Source organism: Brakhagea baltica (genome assembly GCF_052161605.1).
Taxonomy (GTDB): domain Bacteria; phylum Planctomycetota; class Planctomycetia; order Pirellulales; family Pirellulaceae; genus JBKCUI01.
In genome coordinates, this window is sequence record NZ_CP197409.1 from 5,157,850 (window position 1) to 5,176,712 (window position 18,863).

General features: G+C 52.4%; 15 protein-coding genes and 1 tRNA gene. 10 read left to right on the forward strand and 6 right to left on the reverse strand.

What is annotated here, in order from left to right; translation table 11 throughout:
• Window positions 1-45: 45 nt before the first annotated feature.
• Genes SH449x_RS19855 through SH449x_RS19870 form a run of 4 tightly spaced genes read left to right on the forward strand, consistent with a single transcriptional unit; the run spans window position 46 to window position 4,207 of the window.
• A complete protein-coding gene (locus SH449x_RS19855) occupies window positions 46-1,797 on the forward strand; it encodes a flagellar hook-length control protein FliK (RefSeq protein ID WP_482377819.1) in 1,752 nt (583 codons plus the stop codon).
• Between the two features lie 59 nt (window positions 1,798-1,856).
• Complete coding sequence (locus SH449x_RS19860; protein WP_482377820.1) at window positions 1,857-3,005, forward strand: DegT/DnrJ/EryC1/StrS family aminotransferase; 1,149 nt, start codon at window positions 1,857-1,859, stop codon at window positions 3,003-3,005.
• Window positions 3,006-3,017: 12 nt separating this feature from the next.
• A complete protein-coding gene (gene surE, locus SH449x_RS19865; protein ID WP_482377821.1) occupies window positions 3,018-3,761 on the forward strand; it encodes a 5'/3'-nucleotidase SurE in 744 nt (247 codons plus the stop codon).
• Between the two features lie 23 nt (window positions 3,762-3,784).
• Complete coding sequence (locus SH449x_RS19870) at window positions 3,785-4,207, forward strand: acyl-CoA thioesterase (protein WP_482377822.1); 423 nt, start codon at window positions 3,785-3,787, stop codon at window positions 4,205-4,207.
• Window positions 4,208-4,244: 37 nt separating this feature from the next.
• Here the strand turns inward: SH449x_RS19870 and SH449x_RS19875 are convergent, their stop codons facing one another.
• Window positions 4,245-5,657, reverse strand: a complete 1,413-nt coding sequence (locus SH449x_RS19875) for a hypothetical protein (RefSeq protein ID WP_482377823.1) — start codon at window positions 5,655-5,657, stop codon at window positions 4,245-4,247.
• 273 nt (window positions 5,658-5,930) lie between these two features.
• Between SH449x_RS19875 and SH449x_RS19880 the strand changes: the two genes are divergently transcribed.
• Window positions 5,931-6,362 (forward strand): universal stress protein, encoded by a 432-nt coding sequence (locus SH449x_RS19880; RefSeq protein ID WP_482377824.1) that lies wholly within the window; start codon window positions 5,931-5,933, stop codon window positions 6,360-6,362.
• Between the two features lie 102 nt (window positions 6,363-6,464).
• Here the strand turns inward: SH449x_RS19880 and SH449x_RS19885 are convergent, their stop codons facing one another.
• Complete coding sequence (locus SH449x_RS19885; RefSeq protein WP_482377825.1) at window positions 6,465-7,037, reverse strand: hypothetical protein; 573 nt, start codon at window positions 7,035-7,037, stop codon at window positions 6,465-6,467.
• A gap of 351 nt (window positions 7,038-7,388) precedes the next feature.
• On the opposite strand from SH449x_RS19885, the gene SH449x_RS19890 reads away from it, so the two are divergent.
• Window positions 7,389-8,525, forward strand: a complete 1,137-nt coding sequence (locus SH449x_RS19890) for a hypothetical protein (protein ID WP_482377826.1) — start codon at window positions 7,389-7,391, stop codon at window positions 8,523-8,525.
• A gap of 127 nt (window positions 8,526-8,652) precedes the next feature.
• Here the strand turns inward: SH449x_RS19890 and SH449x_RS19895 are convergent, their stop codons facing one another.
• The gene (locus SH449x_RS19895) at window positions 8,653-9,240 is read right to left on the reverse strand and encodes a hypothetical protein (RefSeq protein ID WP_482377827.1); all 588 of its coding nucleotides are present in this window, start codon (window positions 9,238-9,240) and stop codon (window positions 8,653-8,655) included.
• Between the two features lie 267 nt (window positions 9,241-9,507).
• Between SH449x_RS19895 and SH449x_RS19900 the strand changes: the two genes are divergently transcribed.
• The 3 genes from SH449x_RS19900 to SH449x_RS19910 are packed head-to-tail and all read left to right on the forward strand — an operon-like array spanning window position 9,508 to window position 13,327.
• Window positions 9,508-10,143 carry an RNA polymerase sigma factor gene (locus tag SH449x_RS19900; RefSeq protein WP_482377828.1) on the forward strand — a complete coding sequence of 212 codons (636 nt, stop codon included), beginning with the start codon at window positions 9,508-9,510 and terminating at the stop codon, window positions 10,141-10,143.
• Window positions 10,144-10,149: 6 nt separating this feature from the next.
• Window positions 10,150-11,826, forward strand: coding sequence for a serine/threonine-protein kinase (locus SH449x_RS19905; protein WP_482377829.1), 1,677 nt, complete (start codon window positions 10,150-10,152; stop codon window positions 11,824-11,826).
• A gap of 19 nt (window positions 11,827-11,845) precedes the next feature.
• A complete protein-coding gene (locus SH449x_RS19910; RefSeq protein ID WP_482377830.1) occupies window positions 11,846-13,327 on the forward strand; it encodes a DUF1559 family PulG-like putative transporter in 1,482 nt (493 codons plus the stop codon).
• Between the two features lie 220 nt (window positions 13,328-13,547).
• Here the strand turns inward: SH449x_RS19910 and SH449x_RS19915 are convergent, their stop codons facing one another.
• Window positions 13,548-15,146: a transposase gene (locus SH449x_RS19915; protein WP_482377831.1), complete on the reverse strand. Its 1,599-nt coding sequence runs from the start codon at window positions 15,144-15,146 to the stop codon at window positions 13,548-13,550.
• A gap of 245 nt (window positions 15,147-15,391) precedes the next feature.
• On the opposite strand from SH449x_RS19915, the gene SH449x_RS19920 reads away from it, so the two are divergent.
• A tRNA-Leu gene (locus SH449x_RS19920) sits at window positions 15,392-15,473 on the forward strand.
• Window positions 15,474-15,573: 100 nt separating this feature from the next.
• Here the strand turns inward: SH449x_RS19920 and SH449x_RS19925 are convergent.
• Both SH449x_RS19925 and SH449x_RS19930 read right to left on the reverse strand, forming a co-directional pair.
• Complete coding sequence (locus SH449x_RS19925; protein ID WP_482377832.1) at window positions 15,574-18,402, reverse strand: prenyltransferase/squalene oxidase repeat-containing protein; 2,829 nt, start codon at window positions 18,400-18,402, stop codon at window positions 15,574-15,576.
• Window positions 18,399-18,818, reverse strand: coding sequence for an ExbD/TolR family protein (locus SH449x_RS19930; protein ID WP_482377833.1), 420 nt, complete (start codon window positions 18,816-18,818; stop codon window positions 18,399-18,401). The genes SH449x_RS19925 and SH449x_RS19930 overlap by 4 nt, the downstream gene beginning before the upstream one ends.
• Window positions 18,819-18,863 lie beyond the last annotated feature (45 nt).

The following is an 18,863-nucleotide window of genomic DNA, read 5'->3' on the forward strand; positions in this document are numbered from 1 at the left end:
GAGTGAGAGCACGGTGGGCGTGCCATGCTTGCTCCGGGGGAAACGATGACAACCGACAGCCGAATCAATCCAAGTCAATCCTTCATTGCCGCGAGAAGGTTGCTTCGATCCAACTCCGATCGGCCAGGGTTAGGGTTCCCTGAGGAGTTGCTAAACCTAGCAATGGTCTCAGATTCGAGGACGTCAGAGGTTGCGGCCATGCCTCCCTCAGCCTCGCCCGCCACCCCTGAGCCATCACGAACCGAGAACTCGCGTGATGCGACTGCCGACAATGAGCGAGAGCCAGAAGCGGAGCAACAACCGCTCGTCCCGCTAACGGTCGCCTTGCCTCAGCAAGCCATTCCGATGGAGAACGTACCAACAAACCTTCGAAGACAAGGTACCGCAGGCGATCCATCTGAACGTAGTCCGAATGCGCCCGAGAGTTTAGCTGGCGAGATTCAACGCATCCCCAACGAACAACTCACTTCCGCCAACTCGGCACCGAACAGAACGCCAACTTCCTCGCGTGAGGCTGTTGAGACGGCCTCCGCGTCAACTCCTCGTGAGACATGGAACAGTGACTTCCGAGACACTCCAGCAGCACCTATGTCTAGGCTCGCAGAAGAAGTAATCCAGAGGCCCAGGGATGAGCTACAAAATACCGAGACCATGTTCAGGCCTGCTTCGGAGTTAGCGAATAATCTAAAGCCCGAAGCCAATGCGCAGGCTGTATCCACGAGCAACGTAGCTGTTGAGAGACGCGACAATCGGTCGGAGATTTCACCGGCTCAAGAAGCGATCGCCCTTGCTGCCGAATCCCCCGTCCTCAAGACAGAAGTAGCAGACAAATCGGGCGACAATAGCCAGAACACCCGAGAGCAACAGCCAGCCCAGAACAGTCGCTCTCGACGCCTCAGCAGGCAGGAACGAATTCGAGACGAGCGTTCGCAGGATGGAATAGTCGATCGAACAAACGCTAACAGGAGCGGTAGAGAGGAGCCCAGCGAATCCTCGTCCTCGCTTCCATCCGTCCGAGATGGTTCATCGCCGACCGTTAGCTCGCAGCAAGCGTCTGTTGTCAGCTCATCAACCCCATCGAGTTTTTCGGAGGCCGCATTTACGGTCGCGGGGCAGTCCTCCGCCCCTGCTCCATCTGGAGCCGCTGTTAGCAATGGAGCTGGCTCTGATGCCCTTCGTGCCTCTGTTGCGGGAGCTGCGGTCAGCGTTTCAGATTCGCTCGGAACGGACCAAGCTAACTCACAACCAGTCGGTTTTCATACCGGCAGGGGAGAAACCCGTTACGCCAACGGGCAGACTTTTGGTCGCACCGAGGGGGCAACTGGCAGCGATACCCTTTCCCGATATCAGCAAAACAAGCTCGTGCAGCGAGTTCTCAAAGGTCTGGAGCAATTGAGCTCGGGTGGCGGGCAGGTTAAGCTACGGCTTCATCCACCGGAGTTGGGGACGCTTCAGATGACCTTGAAGATCGAAGCAAACGTGATGTCCGTTCGACTGGAGGTAGAAAACAGCCTAGCCAAGGATGCGCTCTTCAACAATCTTCAGAGCTTGCGGGATCGATTGAGCGAACAAGGAATGACGATCGATCGATTCGACGTCGAGGTGACTACCGATTCCCAATCAGGAGCTAGCAGCGCGTTTAGCCAAGCAGAGTCAAATGGCCAATCGCGTCGTGAAAGGCCGGAAAGTCGATTCGCCATCTATAACGACAATCTCTTGCCTCCGGAAAACGCGGAGGACGGCAAGCCGGCTATGACATGGTTTAGGACTACGGGCCAGCTGGACTTATCGGTATAACTTAAGCACCATCGGGAGGGAGAAAACGCTCTCCTATTCGGTCCTTGAGCTATGCATGAATGACTCCGCAACCTAAGAATTCTTCCTCAACCAATCGAGCGATCTCTCGATCCCTGGCCCAAACTCTCGACGATGGGACGTGGCGTTCTTACGAGGGCCCGAAAACGGAGCAGCTCAAGAAGTGGATTTCTGAATCCCACAATGCCGAACACGTTCGCTTGTGTAGTTCCGGTACCTTTGCGGTCGAACTCGCTCTTCGCGGATTCAAGCTAAAAGCGGACGACGAGGTGATCCTGTCGTCCTATGACTACCCGGGTAACTTTCGAAGCATTGAGGATTGCGGTGCGAAAATTGTTCTTTGCGAACCTGCCGCCAACAAAGGATGGGTTCTAACTACAGACGTTCTCAATGCTGTTGCGACTCCTCAATGCCGAGGACTGGTGGTAAGTCATCTCCACGGACAATTGGCACCTATGAAGTCGATCATGAATTGGGCTTCGGAGCGAGGAATATGGGTCGTTGAGGATGCTTGCCAAGTGCACGGGGCAACCGTCGATGGTAAGCCTGCTGGCTCGTGGGGGCACATGGGGGTTTTTAGTTTCGGCGGCAGCAAATTGGTCTCCGCCGGACGTGGTGGAGTGGTGATTACGAACGATTCCTTGTTTGCACAACGCATGGGTGTTTATTGCGATCGAGGCAATAATGCTTTTCCTTTTTCGGAAGTTCAAGCCGCGTTGGTCTTACCGCAATACGAAGGGCTTGCGAACGATCATAAGGCACGACTCGGTGCCGCTGAGCGAATACTACACAGAGCATCTTCATGTCCGTGGCTTCAAATCCCCGAACCGTATTGCTCACCGGATCGCGAAGGGAATTCTCCAGCTTTCTACAAGCTGGGGCTTTTGATCAAGGGCCTAGAGCATGCCAGCTCAGATGTTGCACAGGCTGAGATCTCAAATGGGTTGCGCGATCGAATGTTGCGAGCCATGCTAGAAAAAGGTCTCGAGGTAGGGCCTGGATTTCGAGGGTTTGCATCGAGGTCACCAAAACGATATCGAGCGATCGGGCCGCTTCATCAATGTGAGGATCTCGCGGCCAGAACGATTCTATTGCATCACAGCATGCTAGTGGATCCAGAATCGGGCGAAGACAACAGTGGTCGCGTTATCGAGTTTCTGAATCACCTCACCCCCGAATCGCTTTCCTAAGGAGTTAGGACATTGAGGCTATTGATTACCAACGACGATGGTTACGACGCAGACGGTTTGCAGAACCTTATTGAGATATTGTCGGTAGAGCATGATTGCTTTGTCGTAGCGCCCGATCAAGGCCGGAGTTGCTGCGGCCATTCGGTCACCAATGCTTCCGAGTTGGAGGTGACTCGAAAACAGGACAATCACTGGACTGTGAGCGGCACCCCAGCGGACTGCGTTCGCATAGGTCTCGTCGTTCTTGGATTAAAGCCTGACTGGGTTCTGTCGGGAGTCAACCATGGTGGCAACTTAGGCATCGATACGTTGTACAGCGGAACCGTCGCGGCTGCGAGGGAAGCTACCATCCTGGGGTTTAAATCGATTGCTTTGTCTCAGTATATGCGTCGAGATATCAGCAAGAATTGGAGAACAACGGCGCATCGTGCGGAACGTGTGCTAGGCCATCTTTGGGAAAAGCCCTTGGCGGAGGGATTCTTCTGGAACCTAAATCTTCCTGCTCTGGAGCCTGAGGATCCGAGCGAAATACCTATCGCCTACTGCCCGCTTGAACTCGGTCCCCTCCCGATCTCCTATCAGGCTGACAATCCGACGGATGATGCCAGGAGTCTTATTGAAACCACTAAGCATTTGTATCAGAGCAACTACCAAGCACGACCGCGTCAAGAAGGCTCAGACGTGCATTTGTGCTTTTCCGGACATGCGGTCATTACGCGTTTGCAAGCGTTCGGATTCTGTCCAGAAGGTTGTTAGGGTACAAGACTCAGGAGTACTTTATGCCAGCGATCTATGAACACTATTGCAACGTAAAGCCGACGAATATCGATCAACTTGGGCATGTCAACAACCTCGTTTATCTCAGCTGGATGATCGATGCCGCTGTCGCGCACTCTAAGGTGCAAGGTTGGTCACAAAAGGAGTATCAACAGATCGGCTTTGGATGGGTCGTTCGATCGCACAACATTGAATACTTGCAGCCGGCCTTCCTGGAGAACGAGATTGTCGTCAGGACTTGGGTTTCGGACTTTCGTCGTATACGGTCCACTCGTCAGTACAGAATCGTGCGGCGAGGCGACGGAGTGCTTTTAGCAACCGCCAGTACCGATTGGGTTTGGGTCTCCTACACTACTTGGCAACCAGGCCGCATCCCTGAACAAGTTGTAAAGTCATTCGAGGTGGTTTCCGACAGTATGCCCTAAGAGATGAACGGCTGGCACAATATCGTTTTAGCAAGGCTTAGGGGTCGATGTAGCATATAGGCCAGTTCGACACCGGAGCTAGCTGTTTGGCTTGCCAGCGAGATTTGACAAAGACCATCGCTTGCGAAAAGGGAACTTGATGGAGCCTTAAGTCTTGAGGCAGTCGCCACTCTTTTTCCACCCGCCAATCACGCCCTTTCTTGCCTGAGAGTTGAGTATCATCGTAAGGCTGTGCAAAAATGAGTTCCTCGGGATCAAGATCTCGCAGCTCATTTCGTTTTCTGTAAAGGACCGGGCGGCAACCTGCTGCTTCAAGCCATCTTTTTGAAACCATCAATCCGTAGGGTTCCCAATCCCAACGAGCCAGATGGGACTCAAAGGATCGGGCTGCAAGCAGCTCAGAGATTTCGCGCGCGGTAAACGAAATCGTCGGTACAGCTCCGGTTTTCAGATGCGAGGTAGCGACAATCCGCTTGGTCTCAAGAATACGTTGCAAGGATTGAAATGCCGTGGGAGATTGTTGCCATGGCTGAATCAGAAACTCGTCATAAAACTGGGCAGCGGATTGATCTGGCCACGCCCCCTGTCTCGCGCGCGTACAGTGAATTAGGTAGTTTCCAGTGGACGACACGAGATGCTCATAAGACAGGATCGGTGCGACCGTGTACGGTGGAGACCGCTTGCAGAGACACGAGACATTTTCGTTGCGGGGCCTTTCGGTGTTGGAGGTACAGATGCTCCAACCTACTGCCCCACGCCCCATTCGGTCTCGAATCCAATCCAATTTTCTGGTGGCGGAGCGGGAAATCGGTTGAACAGGCACCGAATGAACAGCAGGCACCGAGTAGGCCGGCACCGAGTAGGCCAGAAAAAGGGAGCCAACCGGGAATTCCTTGGCATCGAGTCTCAGATCGACCAGTTTCGCGATCTTGCCTGTGGGGTTTATGTCCAGTACGAACAGATAGCTTGAGAGGGCAAAGACGAACCGATCTAGAAACGGCAGTGCATTCAGTTTCGCGAGGTTTGTATCGGCATAGCGATGCACGATCAAGTGATTCACGCTCTGTATAGTTGTTGAGTCGGATTGCTTTGGCGAATCAAAAGATTTGGTGGTGGATGTCGAAACGGGAATGGAAGTGACCTCGATATACGCTGACTTGGTGCGAGAGCATGCGTTACGGATAGCACTCGCGTAGGGGGTGTCCATCGCGAAAAGCACCGCTGCGTTTTCACGTCTCGCAAACGACAGTGCCGACAGCAGTGCATTCTGCCAGGACTCCGTCGCGAATGCAGTCTGAGAAAGATGGGAGGAAACAATGCCAACAATGGGTCGTTTTAGTTGATCCAGTCCTTGGTTGCTGACTTTGACGCTACCCAGCCAATTTTCAATCTGTACGGCCCAGGGGATGTCCACTGTTCCGAGGTCACAGAGCTCGGCATCTCGGGTCATAGACCTTTGGTGGGGGGAAGAAGGAAATACCTTATCTCTTTTCGACATGGGACGCATGTTGGGGCGTTTCAGCCTGGAATGTCTCGGTACAGTCGGGTAGCAACGGCAAAGTAGCGTTGATCAGATTGTAATTCATCTACGTCGCGTAGGGGCACCGGCATGGACAAGGAATGGTGTATAATCAGGCTGTCCCCGAACGGATTGGGTTTGCAAATCCAATCCTCGGGTCAGAGTAAAAGATAGATGATTTCACAACTAAGAAAGGGTGTACAAGTGGCTTGGCAAACTAGTGGAAAGATTGTTGTACCGTTCGATTTCTCCGCTCCTTCGCATACGGCGATCGACAAGGCGATCGAGATTGCTCAATCTGCGGACAAGGTGCACGTTCTCCACGTTCTCGCGCCTTTTGTGCCTCTGGCACCTGAGGGAATCCCCATCGAATGGGTGGACGAAGAGAAACGCGTGGCTCATGCACTGGAAATCCTTCAAAAGGAACTCAGTGAGAAACGCTATGAGGGGGTAACCCACGAAGTGTTGGTGGGAGATGCGGGGACAGTGGTTGCAGAGCGGGCAGAATCGCTACCTGCCGAGCTGATCGTCATTCCATCGCACGGCAGGAGTGGCTTGACCAGGATGTTGCTGGGTAGCGTGGCCGAGAGGGTCCTGCGGCTAGCAAAATGCCCAGTGTTGGTGCTCAAGCTTTAGTCCTGCCAATATACCTACCCAGGCTGGAGATACACCCAGCTACCAATCGGCACGATCCCTTCAGTTCGTTAGCCGACGCTCGTGTCGGCAGCATCCAGATAATTAACGGCGGGTAGGTTGCCCAGTTCCGTTGGCGTGATAGGGCCGAGTCGTTCCGGGAATCGCTCGTTTGGTTTGGTCCATCGAGCGATCTGGGATTGGTGCAGGAATAGGTTCAAATTGCCCACGAGGGATCACCATCGGCTGCATTTGAGGTCTTGGTTGGGAGATGACCGGTTGCTCATCCTGTAACAGAATGGAATAGTTGGGGATTGCAGAGGAATGCGAGGCAGAAAAGTCGTGACTGTGTGTTGAGTGCGGATAAGCTGACGCATAACCATTTGAGTGTTGGGTGTAGCTCGGTTCAGGTCTTTGGAAACGACTGGGTGGTGGAGCGGTAGGCTCACCGTAGAATGTTGAGAACCCCGCAGTTGCCACTCTGGAGCGACCTTGTCCGCACTGCTGGTCTGGGCAGGAATGGTAGCCATCGCTGAACCCGATCCCATGGAAACGGCCAAAGTAGTTTAGCAAGGACGATTTGCCTTGATTTGGCAACTGACCGTAGGAGACATTCGATGCACCCAAGATCATAATCAATCCGCAAGATGCGATGCACAGACGGCTTTTCAATCTCATTATTCGCAACTCCTTTGCCTTTGACCTGATTAGCGGTACCACTGATAAAAGATCGGAGCGAAGAGCCGCCTAGCACCGATTAACCCACTTTTTCCCTACAAACATGCGTTTCTGACTGTCGCTTGTACCGTTCGGGCAATTTGAAAGGTCAAGCTCGATGGACCTCAATATGGGCGTCAAATTTATTGCTATCAAAATTTTTGACTGACATTTTCGTCAGGGTTTACCTAAACCGACTCAACTTCACGAACCGGCAGTTCCGATACTAGCAGCACAACCCGATTTTTTAGCGTTCGCTCAGACAAACTGAGAGGATCGCGCTCAGCCAAAGGGAACGGTGGAAGCGAAATTATGACCGTGTTGCAACGTACGATACGAATGTTTGTTCTGACCGCAATGGCATTTGCCGGTCAGTTGGGCCTGTCTCAAAATGGATACCATCCCGGTGCAATGGAGGTGGCATTCGATCCAGACTGGCAATTGTTTGCTCCTGTCCAACTACAGGACATGGAGGATATTCCAGCCAGAAAGCGAGCCAACACTGGCTTCTATGTCACGTACGATCGCATGCATATGCTCGTAACGAGACCGGAAGCCGTGCAAGGCAATAACGCACTCGATAAGGCTTGGGGAGATCGTTACGATTTCGGATGGTCACGTGAAAAGGGTGGCTGGAATTTTTCGTATATGAATATTCAAGGGCCAAACAAGTTCAATCGCTACGATCAGCGATGGGCGAGTTACCCGTTACCTGAAATTGACGGGGACGATGGGGACCTAATCCTTCAAGCTCCCGAGACGCTCCTTCAGCAATACCGGACCTTCGAGATGCTGGATAGTGTGAACGCCGGGCGGCTCAGAGGTTTCGAAGCCAACAAAACTTGGCGGTTTGAACCCTACCGTTACGGTGGCATTCTCGAACCGATGGTCGGAATCCGATACGCTGGATTCCAGGACTTGTCGATCAGCGATTCTTATTTTGTAAGCGTGGGTAACGTCACCAATCAATTTGGAACCGACATTTCCCAGGAAACGCTAACACGAGAGATAGCCAGGACTGACAACAACATGTTGCTTGGCCAGATTGGTTTCCGGTACACGAAGCCTGTGAGAAGGTGGGTGTTCTCGAACGATGCACGAGTCTTCGCTGGGCATGTCTTTCAAAATCAAGAAAATGTCACAGATGTCTTCAACAACTATTATGGGGCGACCATCGCAGCGGGGGACGATCCTATCCAAGAGTTAGACCGTGATGGTACGACTTTCTCAAGTCGCCGGGACAACGCGACGACGGTTGGTTTCGATATTCGTGCCGAGGCAGCCTACCGAGCCTTCAAGGGTGTAGATCTGCGAGCTGGGTTCCAGATGTTGTACTTTGGCAGAGGTATATGGCGAGGGGCTGCACCTGGCACCGGTGGCAATCAGTTCGCCAACAACCAGCACTTGATCATGCCAGGCTTCACCGCCGGTATCACTTGGAATCGCTAAGATCCTAAGATAGAACACGCAAGTAGAACCAAAAGCTGAGTGGCTCATCGCCTCTCAGCTTTTTTTATGCGCGGACCGTAGTCAGCAATCCTCTTCTAACTCCCGGTTCCGATGAGGTTGTTGGCAACTACGGAAGTTTGTTCACCAATACGACGACATAGGATGTTCGATCTGCCGTCGATGCTCCCAAAACGCAGGGTGTTCCGAGCCCGATGCTTTGGGTTGTTTTGACTACGGTTGAAGTAATGACCGGCCTTTCATTCTCATCCTTACCTTCGTCCTGCAATCGAGACGCTTCGAATTGGATCTTAGCAATAACTCGCGTGTCGTCCTCGGTCAGTGATATTAACAACGACGATCCGACCTGAACATCTCTGTATTGAAACTGAACCCCGGCAGGCGTGGTAGCTTTCCCGGCTACCACGGACGCAACGCGACCAATCTTTACAGAAGATTCGGTAGTATTCGAAACTGATAATCGAATCGTCTCTATGGGAACCAGTTTATCTTCGCGAATAACCTTTAGGATATCAGACTCTGTCGCATCCTCGGGGATGTTGCGGGCAATTTGGTATTCCGATAAGGTCACCATGAAACGCCCCAAGGTGGATTCTGTAGGCTTCAGTGCCAGTGAATCGTTCGCATCAACTTGCGTGCCAGCGAAAAACGATCCAGCGGTAAACATGGCGAACAACACGCCGAGTAAGGTTTTCATGTGCAGCGATCCTTAGAGAGGGGTTTAAGTGTGACTTTTATCCCCTTCAAACTAACCCATCACGCGTCGAATAGCAATCAGCCGCACATCACACACCCTGTTTTGACCAGAGTTGGGGCGCGAGTCGCTAATAACCTCCGAAATGGATCAATTTGCGTTTTTCTGAGAATTTAGCCCAAACCGTGTAATGGTTTACGGTTTTGCCGTGTGTTAACTTTTGGTTGTAGCATCGAGTGCCCCTCAGCAAAAGTCATACTGGTTGTTAGCGTGAATTCCATCCTCAGCGATACTCGAAATAGCTTGTTGCTACGATTGCACAATCAGAGCGATATCGCAGCCTGGGATCAATTCGTTGCCATCTATGAGCCGCTGATTTTCCGACTAGCCCGCTCCAAAGGATTTCAAGAAGCAGATGCGCGTGACATTGTCCAAGAGGTCTTTATCGCCGTTGCGAGAGCCATCCATCGCTGGGAGCCCGAACCATCCAAAGGTCGCTTTCGCGATTGGCTCTTTCGTATAGCCCGAAACATGATGATCAATTTTCTTACGAGGCGAAAACACCAGCCACTTCCTACGGTTGCGAATTGGTCGGAACTATTCGACCTCTATCCCAACACGACCAATAACGATCCAGAAGCCACCAATGAATTCGAACTGGAGTACCGTCGACAATTGTTTTGGATCGCTGCAGACCGTGTGCGAGAACAGGTCAAAGCCAACACTTGGCAAGCCTTTCACTTAACGACGATCGAGAATCAATCTACGGCCAAAGCGGCAAGACAACTTGGGATGAAGGAAGGCAGTGTGCTGGTCGCTAAGTGCCGCGTCTTAACTCGATTGCGAGCTGAAGTCGCTAGCCTCGAGGAGCAAATCAATAGCGACTCTCACCGAGGAGATTCGTAATCCATTATGAAGCCTATTTGCAATCACATCACGGATCAAAAGCTTCGCATTCTTTTGCTGGAACACGAAGAGTCCCTGGAATCCACGCAAATCGCGATGCATGTGGAAACGTGCGAGGATTGTTTAATGCGTCTGACGGAACTTGCCAAGCTGTCATCTTTGGAGCCGGAACTGTCGCACCTTATGGCTGGCTATTCGTCGGCGAGTCCTTCGCCTCCAGCTAGTGGCTCTCCATCCAGGACTCATGACGTGGAAATCGATTCGAGCATGGATAGCGACATTCTAGATCCACCTTCCCATCCTGAAATGCTGGGGCGGCTAGGGCGCTATGAGATCGAACGAAAGATCGGTTCCGGTGGAATGGGAGTCGTGTTCAAAGCGACCGACACCGAACTCAATCGCCCCGTGGCTGTGAAAGTTCTTTTGCCCCATCTCGCGCGAAACGGTGCTGCTCGCCAAAGATTTAGTCGTGAGTCTCGCGCCGCGGCTGCCGTGGTCCATGAGCACGTCGTCGCGATCCACAATGTAGATTCGAATGCTAAGCTACCTTACCTAGTCATGCAATTCGTGTCCGGTGAGTCGCTACAAGCGCGCGTCGATCGAGAAGGCCCGCTTGATGCAGACCGAATCCTACGAATCGGGATTCAAGCCGCCCTGGGGTTGGCAGCCGCTCACGAGCAAGGAATCGTACATCGCGATATCAAGCCAGCCAACATTCTTCTCGAAGACGGGGTGGATCGACTGCTCATCACCGACTTTGGGTTAGCAAGAACCGTGGATGATGCCAGCTTGACCCATACAGGAGTCGTAGCAGGTACTCCGAACTATATGTCCCCTGAACAAGCGAACGGCGATGCGGTAGACTCTCGGAGCGATCTCTTTAGTCTCGGTTCGGTGCTGTATTTTGTTGCGACAGGACATCCTCCGTTTCGGGCAGAGCGAGCTATGGGAGTGCTTCATCGAATATGTAATCAGCCTCATCGTCCCGTCTGGCAAATCAATCATGCGATTCCAGATTCACTTTCCAAGTCGATTGACCGGTTGCTGGAAAAGGATCCCGCCAAACGATTTTCCAGTGCGACTGATGTCGCCGATGCGTTAACTCGCATCTTAAAACAGATGCATAACAGGAGCCCAAGCATAATGGAACGCATGCGATCATGGCAAACGAGACACCAATCCGCCTCGTGGGCTATTGCTGTCCTGGCTCTACTGGTTGTAGGCATATCGATTTTCTATCCAGCGATAGAAAGATATTGGCAATCCGGTTCGCTTTCGGAGTTACAAGAGCAAGTCGTTGTACCCGAACATAGTGAGCTGCCGTCGCAAGAATCAGGATCTGTGGAGTCCCTTGATAATCTCTTCAGTATCGATGAGACAATGCAAGCGCAGGCAGGTAACCGAGAATCGACAAAATCGAAGGAAACGATAGACGATCTTTTCGGGAGTAGCGAACCAACACCTGCGCTGAATCATACCCCTTCACCTTCGGGGGCAGTTATGGAATGGAATCGTGAGGAAGTCGAGTTTCAAGCCGAGCTAAATTCGATTTCGACGAAGCTAAACTCCTTGGAACGTTCTGCTCCCGATATCGAACCAGATGCGTTCGAAACGTTTCGGCAGGAGGTTTCTGCCATTGAACGAGCACTTCAAAGTATCGATCCCGTTAAGAATCAAAACTAGTCTTTTTAAAGGAAACCCGATGATGAGATGGACGAAAAAGTTTGCAGGGCTTTCGAGCCTTGGTGTGGTGTGGCTGACGATGGCTACGTGCGGAATCGGCCAGGAAACCGGGACCAAGAAATATGTATTTACACAAGAAACGATCCCTTTCGGTGTCGACGAGCAAGTAAAGAAGCGAAGCTTGGACGACATAAGAAGCCAGCTCAAAGCGAGCAGCTCGAAACCCACCGCTGCGGATCCGCAAAGCTCTGGCGGGGCTATGGGAGGAATGGGAGGCGGCTATGGTGGCATGGGAGAGGGAGGCTATGGTGGCATGGGGGCCGTTCCCACGGAGAAGCAGTTGCTTGCTCAATTGATTCAGCGTTTAAGGCAGCGGCTCAACACTCCGTCCGATGATCGAGAAAAAACGACCAAGCAGTTGCGAGCGGCATTGCAGCAATACTTTGATGCCGACATGGCAGAGCGCGTGAAAGAGTTTGACAAAGTCAAAGCTCGCGTACAGGAGATGGAGGATAAGTTGCAAAAGCGACTGGATAGCGAGGTCGACATCATCGAGTTGCAGCTCAAACAGATGCTGCACAAAGCAGACGGACTGGACTTTAATATCTCAGGTAGTGGCATGGGTAGGGATGGTGGTTACGGTAGCGGACCGGGTGGCGGTATGGGTATGGGACCGGGTGGCGGTATGGGGCCGGATGGTAGTTATGGAAGTGGCTATGGTGGTGAGGATGGCGGTTATGGAGGTGGCATGGGCGGATACGGCGGCATGGGGATGGGAGGCCCAAGTGCTTCGGCTGCTGACTTTTTTATCGGCTATGACGTTATGTTCGGCCTCACTCGGGTGCAGCGACTAGACTTAAACGAGCTAACCGATGACGATCCACTCAAGCAATACATGGAGTTTGCTAAAGCTGCCGTAAAGGCAAAGCCAGAAACGGACAAGGAGAAATTGAAGCAAATACTGCTCGCCTTTCATAATTTTGAGAGCTTTTTCAAGCATCTACCTAGAAGCGAGAATCGCATGACGGCCGGCGCTCCCCCGCACAGTTGGCGAGTTGCAATCCTTCCCTTGCTGGGCTATGTCGACCTCTACAATGAGTACCAATTCGATCAACCATGGGATAGTGAACAAAATCTGAAGGTAGCTGCCAAGATGCCAGATATTTATAGGTCGACGGCGACGGGATCGCGAGATACCACACCATTCAAGATGCTAGTCGGAGGAGGTGCGTTGGATTCGGGCGTCGCCCCGCCGAGTTTCAGAAATATAACTGACGGAATCTCGAACACCATTGCGTTGATGGCATTCGAGGACGAAGTGGTCTGGACCAAGCCAGAAGATGTCAACTACGGTTCAGTCATGTTCGAGGGGTTACCATCGCGTGCGGCTTCGAAGTTGATCGGTATGGCCGACGGGTTCGTAAGAGAGGAGCCCGACATTAATCCTGCCATGATCACCCGTGCAGGGGGAGAAGTCATAGAGCCAGCACCGAATCGTTAGGTATCACGAAAAAGTAGGTTGGACACTCTTGACGCGCCCGACATTATCTGGGTTTGCGATGAGAGGCGAAATCGGTTGCGTTAAAAATTTTTGCGGTGAAAACCGTCATTCATCGGCAATCGATTTTATTTACTCCGTTTGAAGCTTACAGGATGAGCTGAATTGATGGAATCAACGGTTTAACGCTCTCTTCAAGACATATTTAGTCCCCATTTTGCCTTTAGCTCGGGATTACTTGTGCCTGTCTTCTAATTTTGCGCAGGGCGACGCCGCGGAGAATGTTCCAGGCTGTCAGTTTCAGCATCACGCATAGTTTCACCGCGCGTATGCCTCGCACACGAAGCCGCTCGAGGCCGAGACGGCGTTTTAAGCCGCTGTTAGTTGACTCGATTCCAGATCGCCAACGGTAGCTTTCTCGGAACGCCTCGCTCTGCTCCTGTCGACGACGCTGTGCGGCGCGCGGGGCTTCTATGTCGAATTGAACGCGGCCATTGGCTTGGCCTGTTTCTTTATCCTTTTGGACTCGACAACGTTCAACTAGCGGACAGCCTCGACACAGCACAGGATCCATTTGAGCCCACACCATTTCGTTTTTTTCGTTGTATTTCGTTGACTTCGGTGCATGTCCTGCTGGGCAAGCTTTAACTTCGTTGGTGTCTGTTAAAACGAACTGGTCGTAACCAATCTCATCTGGATCGAATGCTTTTCCACCTGGAACGGGTGACGTCAGCGTCACACCTTTGGATTCAGCAATCGTTACGTTCGTATCGCTGCCATAACTCGCATCAGCGGTCAACTCTTCCGGGAGAATGCCCCGTTTCTTAAGATCATCAAGCCTACCTGCAACGGCATTTGCATCATGACAAACTGCCGTTTCAACTGTTGCCGATGTGATCAGATTTGGTAGCCCTTGATCGTTGAAGGTTTCGCAGATTTGAGCATGATAACCTGGGCCTTTGTTGCCATCGTAAGTCGCATCGACATCGGATGGATTCTGGATGATATTGCCACCAGTTTTCGTACGAACCTCAACTAATTCTTCGCGAACTTCACACTGTTGATCGAAAATCGTTCTAAGATCTGTAAACGTTTTCCATTCTTGAATCGCAGGTGTTTCTGAGAACAGCGACAACACGCTGGCCATGTCTTCTGCAACTTGTTGCAATGCCAGACGGCGTTTCTCCGTAGTGTTGGCGTCGCTGAAAATGCCGCTGTCGGATTGCTTGCAGTAGCGTTTTCGTATCTCTTCAGGGACACGTTCTAACTGATCAACACTGTGTCTGGACAGTTGATGGAAGAACCGCTTCAGGGCAACTCCCATCATTCGACTTCGGCCCAGAACGGCCATGTCGCTTAGTATATGTGTCGAATCCAAACGCTGTTTCTTAATTTTCACTTCCATCGAAGTGAGCAGTGTGTCCGTCACACGCGCAAAGATATCTTCACTAACTTGCTCGTCGCTCTGTAATTTCTGTAGATAACGTTCAATCGTTCGCTGGGCGATGTCGAAACCAGGCTCCAAATTCAATGCGTACTGAATGTCGGATCGAAACAAGATGGCTTCGTGAGTCTGCGGAACGGTCCAGCCATAAAGCTCACGAATCAACAACAAGCCAATGATTGAGTAAAGTTCAACCGACGGCCTCCCCTCGGAGTCACTCATCTTGGAAGCAACTTGCGCGACGGGCATCTGTTCCAGAAGGACCTGTCGAAACAAAGATTGCCAACCGTTTTCAATTTGCTTCCAGCCAGTCTGACTGATCACCCCTTCGAACGGGTCAAACAAACGCCGTTCCGAAGGATTTCTGATGGTTTTCATCGCCGCTCCCTCAAAAAATTACCATCAGCAAACTCTAGCGCCCTAATCCTTAAACTGCTAGATCAAATACCGTCTGTGTGCGGACTTTTGTCGGGCGCGTCACTCTTGTCCGGCCTTTAAAGGCCTTTGATGGCGATAATTCCAAGCCCGGAAAATCGGAATTCCTGGGGCGTGGCCCGGCCTAATTTCCGTGTAGTTGTTAGGCTTGCCAGATGGACAATAGAGGTTACACTTTAGGGGTCGATGGTCGCTTGGTGGAATTGGCAGACACGCCAGACTTAGGATCTGGTGCCGCAAGGCGTCGGGGTTCGACTCCCCGAGTGACCACTTATTTCTTCTCGGTTTTCACGCTGAAAACTGCATTTTCTTAGGGTTTTGGAGAGCAGTAACTCCTCCGAGCAACCACTCGTTTTTCTAGTCCTTACCTTCACTCTGCCGTCGCTTCGTAGAGTGGCAGGTGGCGGTAGTAGACTTCCAGCGATAGCAAATTGAGCGTGGTTACGTACAGACGCCCACCGAACGCTCCCCAAGCATCAGGGACTTCGCCGCCGGGATCCCATGAGCCGAGGTACTCCCCGGATTCGACCTGAGTGCGAATCAACATGGGATAAAGTGCCCCGTACCATCTCTTCCAGCTTTCTCCCCCAGCATGAAAAATCACTTGCGTGGCATAGTACCAGTAATAAGTGTCTCGCAACGGGCTTTGTCGACTGCCCTCGGCAGGTAATCGCTCTAGCAGCCAAGCAACTCCTTTTTGCATTTGCTCGTTGTCGCGACGCCAACCGGTGTACAGCCGGATCAGTAGCCCCACACTCGTCATGACCGGTGTGGGGATGCGTCCATGCTCTGTCGATGGTGTGTTGGCCATCCAGTTATAACGATAAAGATAGGGAGCCTCCCTCGCCTGCGAATTGTTGATCCACTTATTGAGCCCCGCGTAAGTCTTTTGCGGGACGTTCAAGCCCGACAGTTCGGCACTCTTCAATGCCATCATGACCCAGCCGGTGACGCTGGTGTCGGAACCGATTCTTGGGGTGTAACGCCAACCTCCTCCCTCGGGATCCTGCGAATCGACTAGAAAATCTATGGCACGCTGGGCCGCATTTTTCACCGACTCATCTTGGGTCATGCCGTACGCTTCGCACAACGCTAACGCAGCCATCGAATGGCTGTACAACCAAGCATTCGTATTGGAAACGTTGTCGGTTCGAACGTACAAATCTCCGTTTGGCCGCTGTTGTTTCATCAACCAACCAAGTGCCCCCTTGCAAACACTTTCGTATTTGAACTGTTGATGCGTGTATCCTGCTCCCTGAAAAGAGAGCAAGGCGAGAGCAGTCGCGGCGGTCGGGCTACGCATGCGGACCGGCTCATCGAAGTCCTCCAAATGCCACGAACCATCAGGCCGTTGATACTTGGCTAAGAACTGCAATCCTCGTTCGATGGCCAACTCCGTTTGCGGTCCGAGTGGGCCGAGTTGCGATGTCGCTTCTCCCTCGCGTTCCTCCATCCTCTTGAGCCGCTGCGAAAACGCGGGCGTCGGGATGGGGACGCTCGAAGAGAGAGATTGTGGACCCGCAAGATCGGGACGCTTCAAGCGGTCTGGAACATAGTCGGATACCTTGAGTTCGGGCAAGGCGGCTTCCACCGGACGTATTCCGAGCCCTCGGGTGGGCAATTCAGGGCGAGGCCCTGTCATGTCGGAAAGCTCAAACGCCGGCATCGCAATCGAAGGGGATGCTCTGGAGGAGCTCGATCCGCTACCTCGTAGATCACCTCCGTCTGCAAGTGTTCGCTGTAAAGCGGCATCCGCCATAGCTGGGTTTACGTTGCTAGAAGATTCATTACCCACTGTCACCCCGATCGCAGCTCCAATCCCAATGTCGTCCAGTGGAACCGCCGAGGTTGCGATAGGTCCGTTTTGGTTTGCTGCCATCGAAGAGGAGCTACGTGGTTGAGTCGAGCCGCCTCCACCGGCCGCTGAGCCACCTGTTCCAGGCAACGGCTCGGCGCGTGTCAAGAAGTCAAATCGCTCATCTATTCGCATTCCGCTTGCCGCTTGAGTTCTGCCAATGCTCCCACTCGGGCTCGCACGTGGCTGCAAATCCATCTGCGGTCCAAGAACACTGCTGATCGATGCGGAACTGTTCGCGCTGACTACGTCGCCGCGTGATTCGGAGCTACTAGCATCGGTATTAACAGCCCCCGCAATATCATCTCGTGGGTTGAATCGACTGGACGGACTCACTAGCTGCGGGACCGGTACGGCTTCACCAGCCCCGGGCAGAGCGTTGGCCAAGGACTCAGTAGGATTCCGTGGCTGACGGTTCTGATTTGGCGATGAGGAAACGGCTTGCTGTGAGTTGGCTAGCGCCGATTCGAGTTGTTGATTGATATCGGAACGGGCTGCCGGAGGAGTCATCTCGCTGACTCTAGCGGCACGATTCGCGACGGAAGACATCTCTGGCTTTGATTCAGGCAGACGCAGTGCGTCGCGCGGAGTGTCGCCCCGCTGTGATTCGTCGAGTCGAGAATCGTTGGCAGCCAAGTCTCCGAGATTCGTTCGCTCGAACTGAGGCAATTGCGGAAGCTCGATCGAACTCTGCGAAACATCCTGCATCACCGAAACTTTGGGGCGATCAAGCTTCATGGCGCTAGAAGCGATCGTGGGCTGAGGTACACTTTCTTGGGGACGTTCGAGAAGAAATGATCGCTCTGCAATCTTGGTGTCCAGATCGAGTTTCGAGTCCACCAGCTTAACCTCGGCCGCAATATTCTCTCGCACGCTCGAATTTTCTACTTCTTTCGGCTTCTCGCGAGGCTCTTGAGGTGTTTTCAAATACTCTCGCTTGGCCGCGTCCGCGGAAGGAACGGAGGCTTGCAAGTACTGTGGAGTACTCTTGTCCTTTCGCGTTGGCTCCGGCTTGACCTGGAGTTGGTCATTATCCCAAAAGCCCCCGAATAGAACGAGATTTACGGCAGCAAAAGCCAAAATCAAGTGAAGTGAAACGCTTAGCAAAAATCCGATTTGAATCGAACGCTCCACCGATTCGTTCGAAAAGACGTGCGTCAACATCGAAACCGCAATGAGAACCGTAGGGACTCCTAGAACATAGGTCCAAGCGTTTTTCAAGGGATCTGGCGAATCGAAACTCAGGAGCCTCAAAACGAGAAAAAGCACGAGAGCACCCAATAAAGTAAAGGCCAAGTCCAATGGCCAAAGCATATTCCCTTTCTTCTCGGCAGGGCTCATCATTCGGTGTCTGGCTCCGTCGAAATTTTGTAGGATGGCACTTTGAGCTTGGCGCAAAGATCCATGAGTGTCACGGCTGCTTGCAAACGCACATTCTTGTCACCTCGAATCACGACCACTTGCTGGATGGGATTGTCTGCTACCGCTTGGCGAACGACCCGCTCGACTCCCGCCAAGTCCATCGCGGTTCCTTGAACGATGTAGGTTCCCGCTTCGTCCACGTTAACGATTAGCTCGTTAGGCTCGAGCGTCATCGGGAGCGCGTTCGCTGCGGATGGCAATTGAACCGGTAGCTCGCGATCCTCCTGGGCGAATCGGGTCGCAACTAAAAAGAAGATCAGCAAGAGAAAAACAATGTCGATCAATGGAGTCAAGTTGAGTGACTCGAGCGCTTTGCTTTTGCGAATCGTGATCGTCATTGGTACGCACGGCTTAGGAGAAACCAGAACAGTGGACCGAGCAAG

Coding starts and splice junctions, on each gene's coding strand:
- SH449x_RS19855 (WP_482377819.1), top strand. CDS start 46: ATGACAACCGACAGCCGAATCAATCCAAGTCAATCCTTCATTGCCGCG.
- SH449x_RS19860 (WP_482377820.1), top strand. CDS start 1,857: ATGACTCCGCAACCTAAGAATTCTTCCTCAACCAATCGAGCGATCTCT.
- SH449x_RS19870 (WP_482377822.1), top strand. CDS start 3,785: ATGCCAGCGATCTATGAACACTATTGCAACGTAAAGCCGACGAATATC.
- SH449x_RS19875 (WP_482377823.1), bottom strand. CDS start 5,657: ATGACCCGAGATGCCGAGCTCTGTGACCTCGGAACAGTGGACATCCCC.
- SH449x_RS19885 (WP_482377825.1), bottom strand. CDS start 7,037: ATGAGATTGAAAAGCCGTCTGTGCATCGCATCTTGCGGATTGATTATG.
- SH449x_RS19890 (WP_482377826.1), top strand. CDS start 7,389: ATGACCGTGTTGCAACGTACGATACGAATGTTTGTTCTGACCGCAATG.
- SH449x_RS19895 (WP_482377827.1), bottom strand. CDS start 9,240: ATGAAAACCTTACTCGGCGTGTTGTTCGCCATGTTTACCGCTGGATCG.
- SH449x_RS19905 (WP_482377829.1), top strand. CDS start 10,150: ATGAAGCCTATTTGCAATCACATCACGGATCAAAAGCTTCGCATTCTT.
- SH449x_RS19910 (WP_482377830.1), top strand. CDS start 11,846: ATGATGAGATGGACGAAAAAGTTTGCAGGGCTTTCGAGCCTTGGTGTG.
- SH449x_RS19915 (WP_482377831.1), bottom strand. CDS start 15,146: ATGAAAACCATCAGAAATCCTTCGGAACGGCGTTTGTTTGACCCGTTC.
- SH449x_RS19925 (WP_482377832.1), bottom strand. CDS start 18,402: ATGATGAGCCCTGCCGAGAAGAAAGGGAATATGCTTTGGCCATTGGAC.
- SH449x_RS19930 (WP_482377833.1), bottom strand. CDS start 18,818: ATGACGATCACGATTCGCAAAAGCAAAGCGCTCGAGTCACTCAACTTG.